Source organism: Paenibacillus sp. NRS-1760 (assembly GCF_050467785.1).
Classification (GTDB): domain Bacteria; phylum Bacillota; class Bacilli; order Paenibacillales; family Paenibacillaceae; genus Pristimantibacillus.
This window is the reverse complement of sequence record NZ_JBITPK010000021.1, coordinates 269,741-284,540: the sequence shown is the minus strand read 5'-3', so window position 1 is coordinate 284,540 and position 14,800 is coordinate 269,741. Positions and strand designations below refer to the sequence as shown.

The 14,800-nt window shown below is 43.2% G+C and carries 13 protein-coding genes; 10 read left to right on the top strand and 3 right to left on the bottom strand.

Features of this window, described 5'->3' with window-relative positions; all coding sequences use genetic code 11:
- The first annotated feature begins 50 nt into the window (after positions 1-50).
- From ACIFSR_RS29465 to ACIFSR_RS29430, 8 genes are all read left to right on the top strand, one after another.
- Positions 51-647: a hypothetical protein gene (locus ACIFSR_RS29465; protein ID WP_430062037.1), complete on the top strand. Its 597-nt coding sequence runs from the start codon at positions 51-53 to the stop codon at positions 645-647.
- Between the two features lie 196 nt (positions 648-843).
- The gene (locus ACIFSR_RS29460; protein ID WP_076270629.1) at positions 844-1,287 is read left to right on the top strand and encodes a cell wall hydrolase; all 444 of its coding nucleotides are present in this window, start codon (positions 844-846) and stop codon (positions 1,285-1,287) included.
- A 305-nt stretch (positions 1,288-1,592) separates the two neighbouring features.
- The gene (locus ACIFSR_RS29455) at positions 1,593-2,081 is read left to right on the top strand and encodes a GNAT family N-acetyltransferase (protein ID WP_430062034.1); all 489 of its coding nucleotides are present in this window, start codon (positions 1,593-1,595) and stop codon (positions 2,079-2,081) included.
- A gap of 374 nt (positions 2,082-2,455) precedes the next feature.
- The gene (locus ACIFSR_RS29450; protein WP_430062031.1) at positions 2,456-3,325 is read left to right on the top strand and encodes an AraC family transcriptional regulator; all 870 of its coding nucleotides are present in this window, start codon (positions 2,456-2,458) and stop codon (positions 3,323-3,325) included.
- A 650-nt stretch (positions 3,326-3,975) separates the two neighbouring features.
- On the top strand, positions 3,976-4,872 hold the full coding sequence (locus ACIFSR_RS29445; RefSeq protein WP_430062028.1) for an RCC1 domain-containing protein: 897 nt from the start codon (positions 3,976-3,978) through the stop codon (positions 4,870-4,872).
- Between the two features lie 127 nt (positions 4,873-4,999).
- On the top strand, positions 5,000-5,572 hold the full coding sequence (locus ACIFSR_RS29440) for a YdcF family protein (RefSeq protein ID WP_430062025.1): 573 nt from the start codon (positions 5,000-5,002) through the stop codon (positions 5,570-5,572).
- Positions 5,573-5,932: 360 nt separating this feature from the next.
- A complete protein-coding gene (locus ACIFSR_RS29435) occupies positions 5,933-6,337 on the top strand; it encodes a GNAT family N-acetyltransferase (protein WP_339208350.1) in 405 nt (134 codons plus the stop codon).
- A gap of 129 nt (positions 6,338-6,466) precedes the next feature.
- Positions 6,467-7,003: a hypothetical protein gene (locus ACIFSR_RS29430; RefSeq protein WP_339208351.1), complete on the top strand. Its 537-nt coding sequence runs from the start codon at positions 6,467-6,469 to the stop codon at positions 7,001-7,003.
- A 375-nt stretch (positions 7,004-7,378) separates the two neighbouring features.
- Here the strand turns inward: ACIFSR_RS29430 and spoVB are convergent, their stop codons facing one another.
- Positions 7,379-8,929, bottom strand: coding sequence for a stage V sporulation protein B (spoVB, locus tag ACIFSR_RS29425; protein ID WP_339208352.1), 1,551 nt, complete (start codon positions 8,927-8,929; stop codon positions 7,379-7,381).
- Between the two features lie 404 nt (positions 8,930-9,333).
- Here spoVB and ACIFSR_RS29420 point away from each other — a divergent pair, with 404 nt between their 5' ends.
- Both ACIFSR_RS29420 and ACIFSR_RS29415 read left to right on the top strand, forming a co-directional pair.
- Positions 9,334-10,836, top strand: coding sequence for an alpha/beta hydrolase family protein (locus tag ACIFSR_RS29420; protein WP_430062022.1), 1,503 nt, complete (start codon positions 9,334-9,336; stop codon positions 10,834-10,836).
- A 464-nt stretch (positions 10,837-11,300) separates the two neighbouring features.
- Positions 11,301-12,482, top strand: coding sequence for a DUF6688 domain-containing protein (locus ACIFSR_RS29415; protein WP_430062019.1), 1,182 nt, complete (start codon positions 11,301-11,303; stop codon positions 12,480-12,482).
- A gap of 172 nt (positions 12,483-12,654) precedes the next feature.
- Here ACIFSR_RS29415 and ACIFSR_RS29410 read toward each other — a convergent pair whose 3' ends face one another.
- Both ACIFSR_RS29410 and ACIFSR_RS29405 read right to left on the bottom strand, forming a co-directional pair.
- Positions 12,655-13,611, bottom strand: coding sequence for an ABC transporter permease (locus ACIFSR_RS29410; RefSeq protein ID WP_430062016.1), 957 nt, complete (start codon positions 13,609-13,611; stop codon positions 12,655-12,657).
- Positions 13,604-14,524: an ABC transporter ATP-binding protein gene (locus ACIFSR_RS29405; protein ID WP_430062014.1), complete on the bottom strand. Its 921-nt coding sequence runs from the start codon at positions 14,522-14,524 to the stop codon at positions 13,604-13,606. Before ACIFSR_RS29405 ends, ACIFSR_RS29410 begins: the two co-directional genes overlap by 8 nt.
- Between the last annotated feature and the right edge of the window lie 276 nt (positions 14,525-14,800).

The following is a 14,800-nucleotide window of genomic DNA, read 5'->3' as shown; positions in this document are numbered from 1 at the left end:
GTTCAATTTTAGAGAGATACTACATGGCAATAACTAAAAGGAGTCTAAGAATGATAAAAACGCAACTGCTACTGGCTGTTCAACTGCTGGTTTTCGTTCTTGCCGGTTGCTCTGATAACCAGGAAGATATCGCCTCAAAGAATAACCATACCAACTTATCTGTTTCGCCTACCCAGAAAATCGAAAACACCATTGATTCTGGGGAACATTCGAAATCAAGCCGACCAAATTCATTGATCGAAAACGGCATCTCCAATTTGGAATTGACCCTGCCGAAGGGATGGAACCTGAATATGGAAGACCACTTTGGCGCATCCCTCACCGACGAGAATGGAATCAATCTCGGAAGTGTTGTCACGTACCCGTATACTGACGATTTCAGCTTTAACATGTATAAGCCGAACCATAGTGAAATTACATATGAAGAAGTAATTGATACTTCCATCGGTAGCGGCAAGCTGTATACGCTTGACGCGGATAACGGTACGGCAGCCTCAGGTCTGACCGGCACGCATGACGTCTATTTCGCAGTCATACCTATTCAAGACAAAAAAATATATGTATTGGAATTCACGAAGCATGATAAAGAGGCATCGACCAAAAAACAATTTATCAGTTTACTGAATGGGTTGCAGTTAAAAAAGTGAATGTCAGCCAAGCGGGGCCTTTTGGAAATGAACGTAATCCTTTTTATAATTAGTGGAATGTAGATCTTAACAAGCAACCAATATTTCATTAAACTAACGTGTGTTGGGCAATTTATTATCGCTCTTTCTTATGCCAGAGTAACACATTCGCTTCACCTACAATATGATGAGTCTAGAAATCTAAAGAGGTGAGTCAATGGCAGTTGTAAAAGCAAGGCAACAGGATATTAACATGTTGGCAAGGTTGCTTCGAGCTGAAGCTGAGACCGAAGGCGAAATGGGAATGCTGCTTGTTGGAAATGTTGGCATTAACCGAATAAGAGGGAATTGCTCCGATTTTAAAGATATCCGGACAATTCCCCAAATGATCAACCAGGAGCATGCGTTCGAAGCGTTGCAACATAGTTTGTACTATCAAAATGCAAGAGACAGGGAACGCCGTCTGGCGCAACGGGCAGTGAATGGGGAGCGGAATTGGCCAGCCAAATTCTCCCTATGGTATTTCCGTCCAGGATCGTTCGAAAATCCCGGTCCATGTCCGCCAACTTGGTATAATCAGCCGCTCGCAGGACGGTGGAAGAAGCACTGCTTTTATGAACCGACCGGGGAAGAATGTGAAAATATCTATAATACGTTTTAATTTTATAAATGCAAAGAGCTCATTAGTATCTCATAACCCGACTTGTCACAGCCATGTGTCGGTTGACAACAACTTAATCTCATTAAGTGCCGCGTAAATCGCGGCTTTTTTGTGTTTAGTGGAATAAAGTTGTTGTTGGGTTAGAGATTGAACTGACGAATAACTATACCTCAACATTAATAAAAACAAGTCTTCCGGTATGTTAAACGGCATCTTCGTTGAGCTAACGGCCTGGATACTTGAATTTGAATCATTTGGCGAATAATATTAGAATTAAAATTACTTAGATACTGGAGAATGTAACAATGCAAATTCGTGAAATTAAAGAAAAGGACAATCAAACAATAGAGCGAATTATTAGACGCTCATTGGAATCATTTAACCTAAACATTCCGGGAACAGCATATTTTGACCCTCAACTCAGCAATCTGGCACAATATTACAAGGAACAACCAAATTCAAAGTACTGGGTTGTAGTGAATGAACAAAACGAAGTGGTAGGCGGTGTGGGGATTGCACCTTTTGGGCAGAAACCGGGAATTTGTGAGTTGCAAAAGCTATACATTACACCGGAAGCTCAAGGTATGGGTCTGTCGAATGATCTTATGAAAGTAGCACTCGGCTTCGCCAAGGAACACTATACACATTGTTATTTAGAAACATTGATGAAACTTCAAGCAGCGAATCTCCTCTACATCAAATTAGGTTTCCAACAACTTGAAAAACCATTAGAAGGTTCAGAGCATAATGCTACAGATGCTTGGTTTATAAAAGAGTTATCGATTTTGGATTAGTGCATTATCCCGAAGGTGATGTTAGCACCTGGCTGGAGATTTTAAGAACGATAGTTCAATGAACTTCCAGATTTAATTAATTTAAAATAAAAAAAGTGATTCAGCTATTGGAACACGTTAGCGTGAAAACAATGAGTAGTCTGCCGCAGCAGCTGCTCATTGTTTTTTCTGTTACTCTACGGTTGTTTTTCATGTACTTAATCCTATGGATTTGCCTTCTAATTTCAACGAGACAACAAAGGAGCACGGGGCCTTCCTACTAGACTTGTCTTCTGTTCACTGAGCTGAGAAAGAACCTACAGTATTGTGCAGTAAATGTCGGGAAGGGAATTACCTTCTCTGCTATGCTTTGAGTAACGAGGGGAGGCGATATTATGGATATGCTGGCGAAACTGAACAAAGCTTTAAGCTATATTGAGGAGAATCTTACTGATCATGTGGACTACCAGGAGGCTGCGAAAATTGCCTGCTGTTCAGAATATCATTTTACACGGATGTTCTCATTTCTTGCAGGCATTACTCTGTCGGAATACATTCGCCGAAGACGCTTAACTTTGGCAGCACTCGAGCTAAGCCACAGTGACATCAAGATCATCGATGCTGCGATGAAATACGGATATACTTCGCCGGATTCCTTTGCTAGGGCTTTCCAAAGCATGCATGGGATTAATCCCTCGGAAGCCCGAATCCACGGACAGTCCCTCAAAGCCTTCCCGCGGATGACGTTTCAACTGACTATCAAAGGAGGAAGTGAAATGAACTACCGAATTGAAGACAAAGAGGCTTTTCGCATCGTGGGAATCAAAAAAAGAGTGCCAATCGTATTTCAAGGGGTGAACCCGGAGATTGCAGCGATGTTTGAAGGACTCAGCCCAGAAATGATTGATAAGATTAAGAGTTTTTCGAATATTCAACCTTCAGGACTAATCAGTGCTTCCACTAATTTTAGTGAAGGGCGGTTTGAGGAGAAAGGAGAGCTCGATCATTACATTGGGGCGGCCACAACGAAAGATGGGGATGGCCTTGCCCAGTTGGAGGTGCAGGCCTCTACATGGGCTGTATTCACAGCCGTCGGCCCTTTTCCAAGTACTCTTCAAGAGATCTGGGGACGTATTTATTCCGAATGGTTTCCATCTGCGGAATATGAGCTAAGCGATGGGCCGGAAATGCTCTGGCATGAGCACAAAGATGTAGCATCACCGCAATTTAAAAGCGAAATATGGATACCCATCATAAAGAAGTAAGCAGTGGGAGCGTTTAATGAAGCAACAGAGAACTATAGTTAAATGATAGACAGTGATGAGCAGGTACTACGGTAGCCTGCTCATTTCATTAAACTAAGGGGCAGGATAGTGGAATTATTCCTTGGGGCAAACGTAAGATATGAATATCAATTTTGTGAAAAAAAGGGGTGATTTGGTGGTTATATTAGGAATTTTTGCAATTGTATTTTCGATTTTCTTCATATTTTTATTAATTTTTGGACTTATACAGTGCAGGTAAAATAACTTCATTGCAGGCTTTTACTTCTTTCTTATTATTTTAATATTGAAGATCTATGATTTTATTGCACCTTTTACAATAAGTCGACTCATTAATTCTTATGATGCGAACCGTACTACACTACCGCTTGGAATGACATTTGGAGAGATGATCACAATACTGAATATCATCCCTAGGATCATAGAAGTTATTGCTTTTATCTTACTAGTTGTCGGACTATACCAAGTATGGAAATCTAAGACATTAAAGCTATGAAGCTGAGATAAGTGATTGTGCTAACGGGGAGGATTGTTTATTGAATGTGCGAAATGCTTAAAATGTTAGGTGTTTACGAAGTTCGCAAGGAGCATGACCTGATCATAAAATAAGCCTTGTTTCAAGGAGGAAAAACATGGATTACAATTCACCAATTGAAGCGGCGTTAGAGGTGAAAAGATGGCCTAAGGATACCATAGCGACGGGTCGTCGTCATACCGTTGGTCTTAAATCGGACGGAACGGTGACGGCAGTGGGTGATAATAAATATGGTCAATGTGAGGTGAGCGACTGGAGCGATATTGTGGCGGTTGCGGCAGGTAATGTTCATATGGCAACGAACACAGGTAATGCGCATACAATCGGGCTTAAATCTGATGGTACGGTGGTGGCTGTAGGTTGGAATAAGCATGACCAATGCAATGTAAACGACTGGAGCGATATTGTTGCAGTTGCGGCGGGGTGGCGTCGTACCGTTGGGCTTAAATCTGATGGGACGGTAGTGGCTGTGGGTCGAAATAATGAAGGCCAATGCAATGTAAACGGCTGGTGTGATATGGTGGGGGTATCGGCAGGTGACTGGCATACCGTCGGTCTTAAATCGGACGGCACGGTGATGATTGTGGGTAATAATCAGTATGGCCAATGTAATGCAAGCGATTGGCACGACATAGTGGCGGCAGCGGCGGGTTACCTTCATACCGTTGGGCTTAAATCAGACGGAACGGTGATGGCTGTGGGTTTGAATAAGCATGGCCAATGCAATGTAAGCAACTGGAGCAGTATTGTGGCGATAACAGCGGGTAGTAATCATACAATCGGGCTTAAATCTAACGGCACGGTGGTAACTCTGGGTAGGAATGAACATGGCCAATGCAATGTAAGTGGCTGGAGCGATATTGTGGCGGTAGCAGCAGGCTGCGCTCATACGCTCGGTCTTAAATCGGACGGCACGGTGGTTGCTGTGGGCGATAATGAATATGGCCAATGCGATGTAAGCAGCTGGCGTGGCATTCAACTGCCGGGCAATTAGTTTCAATTTTGATAATACATATAAAGTTTTAAGTCGGTGGGACGTCTGCGTGGAATGTTTCATGCACCCATGTGTGATAAAATTTGGGTATGATTATGGAGAAATATGAGAGAATGCAGGTGAGAGATTGAACTATATTTTCATTAAACGATTTGGAATATTAGTAGCAAGTCTTTGCATCTGGTTTATCATTCACACTACTTTCGTGATAATAGATGGGTTGAATGATGAATTGAAACCAGTTGACGCAGCTGTAGTATTAGGAAATAAAGTAGAAGTTAATGGACAGCCTTCTGAGCGGTTAAAAGCAAGATTAGATAAGTCCTTAGAGCTTTATAAAAGGGACTATTTTACTTTTATCATTGTAAGTGGCGGTATTGGTAAGGAAGGTTTCGATGAAGCAAAGGTTATGAAATCTTATTTAATAGATAAAGGGTTACCGGAAGATAAAATTATAGAGGATAATAATGGGTACAACTCATATATGACAGCCCAAAATACGAGCAAGATTATGGATGAATTAGAATTAGACTCTGTTATGGTTATTACTCAATATTTTCATGTATCTAGAACAAAATTAGCGTTTAGAAAAATGGATATTAAAGAAGTGTACTCAGCTCATGCCAAAGTCTTTGAGTTTAGAGATATTTACTCCTTAATACGAGAATTCCCAGCATATTATAAGTATCTCTTAAAATAATGATATAAATAAAATGATAACCTTACCTGCATTCATGTAGGACGGAATCAGCTTTACAACTAGTTAACTAACGGGCAGATTAACGCTATAAACCTCTTAGGATTAGTATGCTTAAGTAAAAGAAGTATTCTCATGATTTATCAAATGTAAATAAATACAAATTCCACTTCAGTTAATCCATTTTCTATACATATTTTTAATAGTATATTGAGGTAAATAAAGTGATTATTCACTTTGATAAATCGGAAATTTTTTGTCGGTATCATTTTATGGCTTCGTAAGGATTGCAAAACCATCGAAGTATGGGAGTTTAAAACAGATGTTGTGGCGTAGTTAGTTTTATGAAAGGAAGGTATAGGGGTGAGTATTTATTACGCTTCAAGCAAAGAGGATATCACTAAGGATGCACTCCAAGAGCTATTTCTTTCGGTAGAATGGGAGTCTGGCAAGTATCCAAACGAGCTTTTACAAGCAATCGGAGGGTCTCATTCAATTGTTACCGCTTGGGAAGAAGGAAAGCTTGTAGGTTTAATAAATGCTTTGTCAGATGGTGTTTTAACGGTATATTTTCATTATATGCTTATTCATCCGAGTTATCAGAGTATAGGTATAGGTAAGGAAATGATGAATATAATGCTTGATAGATATAAAGGGTGTAAAACAAAAGTATTAATTTCTTATCCTCATGCAGTGGATTTCTATAATAAATTTGGCTTTAATACAGAGGATGGAGCTACACCAATGTTTATCTCAGAGTTGATATGATTGAACTAACAGTGAACGTTAGTTCAATAATTAAAGGGCTGCCGTGAGGTAGCCCTTTGTTCAACTAATGGACAGTCAAGAGACGTTATTTAAAAGGAAAGTAATACTTAAACTAAGGAGCGAATATGTGTGATCATTCAATCTATCACAATATTATGGGATAAAAAGGTCAGAGGAGCTCCACACTCTACTTTGAGGAATAGATTTAGCAAGTCGTTCTCAATTCCAGATAAGCTGATAAATTATATTGGAAGCACTACGATTCCTTTTCAGGAAATACTAATTACTCAAAATAAAAATGGATTTGAAATTGAAAGTAATAAAGTCGAGTATCTTGACTCACACCTAAATGATTGGAAGATAGCTAGTACTGAAATACAAAACAAGGTTGACGAACTACAAGTATATTTTAAGTATTCTGATTCTTGTGGCAAACCTGTTCGTTATGATTCAAGATATCAATACTTATCTGAAAATGCGTTTATACTTCAAAGTAGTGAATATGGAAGGATTATCTATAACGGTAGATTAGTACACGAAGATACAGGAGATTGGATTTATCAGTTAAAGATATTGAATATTTATAATGGTCATAGTGATGACAAAGAGATTTTAACAAAGAAATCACCTTCGAAAGATTATAAACAAATAGAAGTGCTTTTTTAGTATTTCACGAAGGCATTCCTATCATATAACATCATATTCACGCTTCGAGCCATTCGGCTCTCGGTCCGGCAGAATTTAGAAGTTGATTCGAAGATGGCATTGGCAGCAGCAGGGGATTGGAATCAGACGAACAAACCCTCACCTCATCACGATCGAACCATTGAGCTAACGGGACACATTAGTTCAATAAAATAGCGACAGTTTAGGACTCTTTATTTTCTCGTCCTTGGCTGCCGCTATTTCAATTTCTAAATTCAGACCAAAACTTATTTACGGAGTCTTACGATATGACAACTCGCAAAATCGGGTGGAATAAAGACATCCAGTCTAATACTTTATGTTCTTTTTACATATCGAATCATGACTGCTTTTTTCTTACCATGGAATTGAAAATTTATGACGCGTGCTTTTCCAATTCAACGTACCGGTCACGACTAGAGCAGCAAAATAAAGTAACAAGGAACAGATGATTGAAATGATTACGCACCATAACTGCGGCATACCGTGGCTGACTAATTGGTTATAGGTCAAGTGTCCGCATATTGCCATTAACATCATGCAGATCCCAACCTTGATATAAGGACGAATACTCCCATAAAATCCGATCGAACTCGAGATGGAAAAAAAGTTCAACAGCGTTTGTATCAATATGCCAATACCGATGCCGAACGCAACACCGACGATTCCTAATTGACTGCCTAACACGAAGACCGAGACACCTTTGAAAACAGTGGCTATTATGTAATTCCATAGTGCTGCTTTCGCGCGACCGAGGCCAAGTAGAATCGCATGAAGTGGAGCGTCGAAATAATGTAGAAAAAACATAGGCGCTAGTATTTTTAGAAGTAATCCTGCTTCAGGCGCATTATAGACTTGTGTCGTTAGTGGAGTTGCCCATTCGTACAGAATAACGGTCGCTGGCGCGCCGATCAGAAGCCCCAATATCATAGCCTGATTCATCCTCTCATGTATGAGCAAACTATTCTTGTTCACCGTGGCCTCACCAATCGCGGGAATAAGAGCGGTGGATAAGGATTGCGTGATAAAGCTTGGCATGAATAATAGCGGAAACACATAGCCGGCCAGCAGACCGAATTGCTTTGTGGCTAAAGCTGTGCCGATGCCGTACAGGCCCAGGCTGGTTGTAATAAGAAGCGGCTGGAAGGCGTTGTATAACGAATGAATGATACCATGACCAGTCGTCGGAAGTCCGATTTGCAGCAGCTCGCCGAGTGTGCTTCTTCCTTGTTTCAGATGGCTCGCCCAAGTCTCGCCCGATACCTTCGATTCACCATATAGCTTGTAGCTTGTCATCAGAAATAAGAGGCTTATTGCTTCGCTGACGACAGAGGCAGCCATTGCACCAGCAGCTGCATAAGCAATTCCGTAAGGCAGCAATAGGTGTACCAACGCTAGCACACACGCGATTTGAACCGTATGCTCCAGCACATCAGAAGCTGCAATGGTCTTCATCTGCTGCATGCCCCGAAAATATCCCTTTAATACGGCGGAGACTGCGATAATCGGTGCGATCGGTGTAATCGCTAGCATGGCGTAATAAGCCCGCTGGTCGCTTAACAGAATAGACGCGATCCACTCTGATCCAAGTAACGATATAGTCGTGAGCGCTACGCTCAAAACGCCCGTAACAGCGAGCGAGACATACAGAATGCGCCTCACTTTCATCCGTTCGCCGCGGGCCTGGGCCTCTGCGACCAACTTGGAAATGGCCACCGGTAATCCAAGCTCCGTAATCGTAATGACGAGCGGAACAAGCGGATGCGCCATCATCAAGATGCCGATTCCCTCTGCGCCCAGTACGCGAGCTATATACATGCCGCTGATAAATCCTAGAATACGATTGATGAAAGCTGCAACAGACAAAACCAGAGTACCTCTCATAAACGATTGCCCGAGTTGTGACATGACCTGTGTCCTCCTGTTAATCGAATACATAAATGTATTCAAAAATTTGAAAAGCATGCGAACAAGCTCAAGACGCTAGCCAGGCGCCAGCGGTGTCTTAAGAAAATAAAGTCTTAGGCAGACGGTGCTTCATTAAGCTAACAGGTAAATAATCATCAAGACGAGGCTGCCGGAATAAATCGGCAGCCTCGTTGAGCTAACGGGCAGTTTTTTAGGGTGGACAAGAAAAGTGAGCTGCACGATCAGTCTCGCGAGTGGTAACCATGGTTACCACTTTATGGTTACGTGCTAAATAAACGTCTTACAAAATTGTAAGGTAGATGTAAGGCAAAGCGATAGCTTAGGCCAGTTTTACAGGATAATATTGGAATAAAAAAATAGAAATTTTTAAAAGGAGAATCGAGATGAGGCTGTTTGAATTATTGCTTTTGTTGTCAAACATCGGTTTGTTTGCATTAACAGTCCTATTAAAAAAAGGACGGGGTAAAATTTCAGTATTCGTTGCAAGCGGGATCGCCACACTTTTACTGGTCATTCATTGCACGGTGGAAGGATACAGAGTTCAGCTATTTTTTCCGTATTGCATAACGATCATTTTTTTAGCCATTTCAGGTTATAGCTATTTTAAAAAAACCAGCCAAAAAAAAATCCCGCGATTCATGTTGGGTTCAGCTAATACCGCTATAGCGTTAATGCTGGTCGTAACAGCGGGTCTTATGTATGCTTTTCCTGTATTTAAACTGCCTGAACCGACAGGCGAATTTAAGGTAGGAACACAGACACTTCATTTCGTGGATACAAAGAGGGAAGAGATTTTTGACGAAGCCAGAGAAGGAAAGAGAGAATTAATGGTTCAGGTATGGTATCCGGCTCAAGCTGGCACCGGAAAGTACGCTCCCTTTATTCCCGATCCCCAGATTTTACGTTATATGGCCGGGAATTATGGCCTTCCCGGGTTTACTCTTCAACACCTGAAGTACGTATCCAGTCATGCTTATTCGGGGGCCGAAGTCTCTTCGGCACAGGCTTCATACCCGCTGATCCTTGCCAATCCGGGGTTCGGCTCCTCTAGGTTCCTCCATACGTCGCAAGCCGAAAATCTCGCGAGTCACGGATATATCGTGGCAGTGATTGACCACACCTACAATACATTTGCAACCGAGTTTCCGGATGGTCGAATCACCACCAGCACAACCAACGACTTATTCTCGCCCGACCATGATTACAGGACGGAAAGCGGAAATCGCGACAAGTTGGGAAAAGTTTTAACCGACGATGTGGCGTTTACGCTGGACCAATTCGAGCTCATCCAATCGGGGCGGATTCCAAGTGATCTAAAAGGGAGGATTAATCTCGGCCACGTCGGGGTGTTCGGTCATTCCATCGGCGGAGCGACGGCCTATGACGCTTCTTACGATCCGCGAATCACGGTTGGAATAGACTTGGATGGAGCGCTTTATCGACTGCGCGAGAGAGAGGGTCTGCGTAAGCCGTTTTTGTTCATGAACTCGCAAAGCGAATTCGAAAGATTAAAAATGGTGAAGGATAACCACGCCTATACGGAGGCAGAGCTTAAACGTATGGGAAACACAAGAGAGTGGATGGATCAAGTAACAGAAGACAAAAAGGTAGAGCTTGAACGGATGCGCGAAACGGTTGACGTAGGGGGACAATCCCTCTATATCGACAATACGGAGCATTTGAATTTTACCGATGTACAGTTCATTTCTCCGATTTTCAAAATACTGGGAGTTACAGGAAAGATTGCGCCCGAAAGAGTGAACTCCGTTATCAATGCCTATATGCTGGATTTCTTCGATATTTATCTAAAAGATCAAGGCGGAATCTTAATGAAAGGACCGGATAGCCGCTTTCCGGAGGCGAAGTTCGTAACCTCGCTGCTGTAATTCCGATATCAGGTCTCATATTAAGCATTAAGGGCTGCCATATGGCTGCACTACGCTAACGGGCAGTAATGTCCAATAAATAGGAAAATGTAAATGATTATTTTTCTTTTTTTTTAATTATAAATTCAGAGTATCATTGACTAGATAAATGGTCAGCTCCTTACTTATATCAAAATAAATCTTCGGAGGTGCAAACCGGTCGCGTTCATTAAATAACACAGAGGCAACTTGACTTCGATTCCTCTCAAAAGACTGCCTTCTTTAGAATCAGTATCATACCGCGTCAAAGGGACTTTAGCATTCGCCGCTTCCAAATCTGCTTTCTTAAAATTTTGAAATCGGGCATTCAACTTTGACGCCTACCTTATTGATTGCGGTGGCGAACCGCTAGAAGCCCGGTGTCGGCGAAACGACAAGCGCGACTGCCGCACAAGTCCTGTCCAATATCGACCGGAAGGAGCATCATGAAAATGCTACTGTTGTTCACTCCGTTTCTTCTCCTAGCGTTCACCGCCCTCATTCGGGCGGTGTTTACGTTCGCGCGAAAAGCTAGGGAAAGCGAACAAGGCGAAGGATTGACGTTAACCCGGCTCGTAGACGGCATTCTACTTTCAATCGCCTCGTTTCTCCTGATCGTTGGATTCGTATTTGATGTGAAAGGGGTACCAGGAGGTGCGCCGTTGAAAATGTACTCAGAAACCGGAGAGCCATTATATGCATACGCATCTCTGTCTCACAAGCATAGTGTCGTGCTTTGTGTTGACTGGTTGCTCGGCTTCTGTTCCTATTGGGCGCTGAGAATCTATCATAGGAAGCTTTCTCCAATTGTCTATACTTGCTGCAACGTCTTTTTGGTACTTTGCATTTCGCTGACCACAGTCTATTTCATTCATACCGGCATTTCCAACTACGATTTTAATGAGATCTTCTCCGTGTTGCTTCTTCAAACCGGGAGCTTAACGTCTTGCCTGCTGTACCTGGCGCAGCTCAAGCGCTCATTGGACGTATGGAAGGCGTTCGGAAGGGAGGAAGATGCGGAGACGATGCCCGCCTGGCAGCGGCCTCTGCATCGCTTCATCATCATGCGTCACCGGGCAATTCCGGCGCTGTGGTTCGCACTGCTATTCCCCGTTCAGCTTGTTGTTCAATTGTTTCTAGTCATGTTCGGGCAGAGGCCGGATGGCGTAGTGCGGGCGTTTTTGGATACAAGCGGCTTCTACTTGTCTAGGCTTCCGGCGCCACCGCCGGAAATGGTGTCGGGGGATGGCCATTATTTGTGCACCGTCGCCGCTTTGGGACATCGATCCCTAGTCAAGCCTCTTAGGCCGGGAATCCGGCACGGCAGGTCTATTACTGTGAATCGCCAGCTGATGATCGCTAACGCGTTCGAAAACGTGCTGGAACAGTACATGCCCGCCTGCCACCGGACGATTCGCCGACTATACGACAAATACGGTTATCCGGTAAGTCGCCAGATTCGCACGAAGACAGCAGCGGATGTGATCTATGTGGCGATGAAGCCGCTGGAATGGTTCTTTCTGCTCGTTCTGTATACCGTCGACACTCGTCCGGAAGACCGGATTCAAGTGCAATACAGTGGGTACGGTAAAAAGATTAGTCGACCGGACGCCGAATTGACAGGGTAACGCAGAAAATAAAGTGTCGGAATGAAATACTCTAAGTTTTTATCCGCGTTCAAAATTAAAGATCGGATATAGATCGTTTAACTAACGGCATACGTTAGTGAATTAAAACAAAAGAACCTCGGGCACTGCTTCTTGCAAGCAGTGCCCGAGGTTCTTAATATTGGAAATGCCCTTAAGCGGCGACGTCGCGTCTCGTAAACAGCAGCCAAGCTAAGAATTGAAATACGATGTAGTAGGCGACAAGCATCATAATCGAGAACGTCATCGTCATTTCCGGTCTTAGCGGCGACGCTCCTTGCATATATTGCGTCAGGTCGATGTTGGAGAAGAGCAAATACTTGACCCAGCTATAGCCGCTGAGAAGCGCCGATAGCGTATTGCCGACCAGCATGAACAGAAGCGAGAAGGCTATGGCCATCGAAGAGCTGCGGAACGCGGACGAAATCATGAAAGCCATCGTTACGTACATGAGCATGGATACGATCGAGAAAGCGTATTTCTCCAACGAATTCAACAAATAGGAACTTTCTTGGATAACTCCGGCATCGGTAATTGATATTTTCGCTTGGCTTGTTCCTTCGAAGCCTTGGAGAATACCTCCGGCCGCGTAAGCAGACGCAAATGTCAATATGAGCAGCAGAAGCGCGAACCCAAGCGTGGCGATGTATTTGCTGATCATAATCTTCGTGCGCGAAGCTGGACCGACAAGCAGCAGCTTGATCGTGCCCCAAGTGAATTCGGCCGCAATCATATCGGCAGCGATAATGACGGTTAGAATCGTCGCTAAAATAATTAAGTATGATGATGTATCTACATAATTCCACAATGACAACTCGTTAGGATTTGTATTTTGTTCCAAATAATATTCATTGAGCTTGATTTCGTTAGTGAAGTATGCTTTGTCCTCTACCGAGAGTTCTTTGTTTTCTTGAAGCTCCTGCTGCATGTTGCTATTTCGTTCGGTCAGGTTGCTTTGCCAGTCGATCGTATTATTTTTGCCTGATTCCCACTTCATGATGCCGCTCATCAATGCGATTGTAAAAACGAGGAAGGCGATCATAAGCCATGTGCGAGGACGACGATATATTTTCATATTTTCGTTTCGAATTAGATTAGACAGACTAGACAACCATCTCACCTCCGGTAATTTCCAAGAACTGTTCTTCAAGCGACTTCTGCGCCACTTGAATGCCGAGCACGTCAATCTCCGAGCTTACAAGCAGCCTTGTAATATCGGGGATGGCAGCTTTGTCAGCCGCAATTTCGAGCTGATTGCCTTTCACCGTAATGCGGGTTGCGTCGAAGATAGCGGATAGCAGCTGCTGAGCGGCAAGTAAATCGCCGACTTCGATAACGATCTTCGACTGTATTGAATCGCGAGTTTCCTGCAACGAGCGAATATCGATGAGCTTGCCGGCTTGTATTATCGCAACCCGGTCACACATAAGCTCCATTTCGGATAGAAGATGGGAAGAGACGATGACGGAGATGCCTTCTTCTCTCGTCAGCTTGCGCAAATAATCGCGCAGTTCTCGAATGCCTGCAGGGTCGAGCCCGTTTGTCGGCTCATCAAGGATGAGCAACGATGGACGATGCAGAATCGCTTGGGCAACGCCAAGCCGCTGCCTCATGCCGAGAGAGTAACGTTTAACCTTCTCGTGAATACGGTTCTGAAGTCCAAGAAGCTTAACGACCTCATTGATCCGTTCCTTCGTAATGCCTTTATGCCGACGGGCAAAATGAACAAGGTTTTGATAACCGGTCAAAAATTTATACATTTCCGGGTTTTCGACGATCGCTCCTACATGCGTCATGGCAAGCTCGAAGTGCTCGCGGACGGATACGCCTTTAATTAGGGCCTCGCCCTTCGACATCGATATCAAGCCAACAATCATCCGTATTGTTGTCGTCTTGCCGGCACCGTTCGGTCCGAGAAATCCGAATACTTCTCCTGCGGGTATATCGAAACTAAGATTGTCGACGATCTTACGTCCGCCAATCGATTTGGTCACGTTGCGAAGCTTCAAAACGGCTTCTGTCATGCGTTAAAACCTCCTAGTATTATCTTACATATGGAACTATACTGGAAGTTGCTTTGTCATAAAATAGACCTTCGATCAGGATTTCCCCCCTGCTTAGGTCGAGTATGAACGTTTTTAAAAGCATTTTTCAAACAAGTACTTAAAAATATGCTTGATAAAACAACTATGGATTATTTACAACATAATGAGGTATCTCTCGAATTTGAACTGGAGGGTATAGGTGCACTTTCTGATCATTACCCTGACTAGACAAAACCCGAAAGATGATTACTCTTT

Excerpts from the sequence above, each read along its gene's own strand:
- ACIFSR_RS29465 (WP_430062037.1), top strand. The coding sequence starts at position 51 with ATGATAAAAACGCAACTGCTACTGGCTGTTCAACTGCTGGTTTTCGTT.
- ACIFSR_RS29460 (WP_076270629.1), top strand. The coding sequence starts at position 844 with ATGGCAGTTGTAAAAGCAAGGCAACAGGATATTAACATGTTGGCAAGG.
- ACIFSR_RS29455 (WP_430062034.1), top strand. The coding sequence starts at position 1,593 with ATGCAAATTCGTGAAATTAAAGAAAAGGACAATCAAACAATAGAGCGA.
- ACIFSR_RS29450 (WP_430062031.1), top strand. The coding sequence starts at position 2,456 with ATGGATATGCTGGCGAAACTGAACAAAGCTTTAAGCTATATTGAGGAG.
- ACIFSR_RS29445 (WP_430062028.1), top strand. The coding sequence starts at position 3,976 with ATGGATTACAATTCACCAATTGAAGCGGCGTTAGAGGTGAAAAGATGG.
- spoVB (WP_339208352.1), bottom strand. The coding sequence starts at position 8,929 with ATGTCACAACTCGGGCAATCGTTTATGAGAGGTACTCTGGTTTTGTCT.
- ACIFSR_RS29420 (WP_430062022.1), top strand. The coding sequence starts at position 9,334 with ATGAGGCTGTTTGAATTATTGCTTTTGTTGTCAAACATCGGTTTGTTT.
- ACIFSR_RS29415 (WP_430062019.1), top strand. The coding sequence starts at position 11,301 with ATGAAAATGCTACTGTTGTTCACTCCGTTTCTTCTCCTAGCGTTCACC.
- ACIFSR_RS29405 (WP_430062014.1), bottom strand. The coding sequence starts at position 14,524 with ATGACAGAAGCCGTTTTGAAGCTTCGCAACGTGACCAAATCGATTGGC.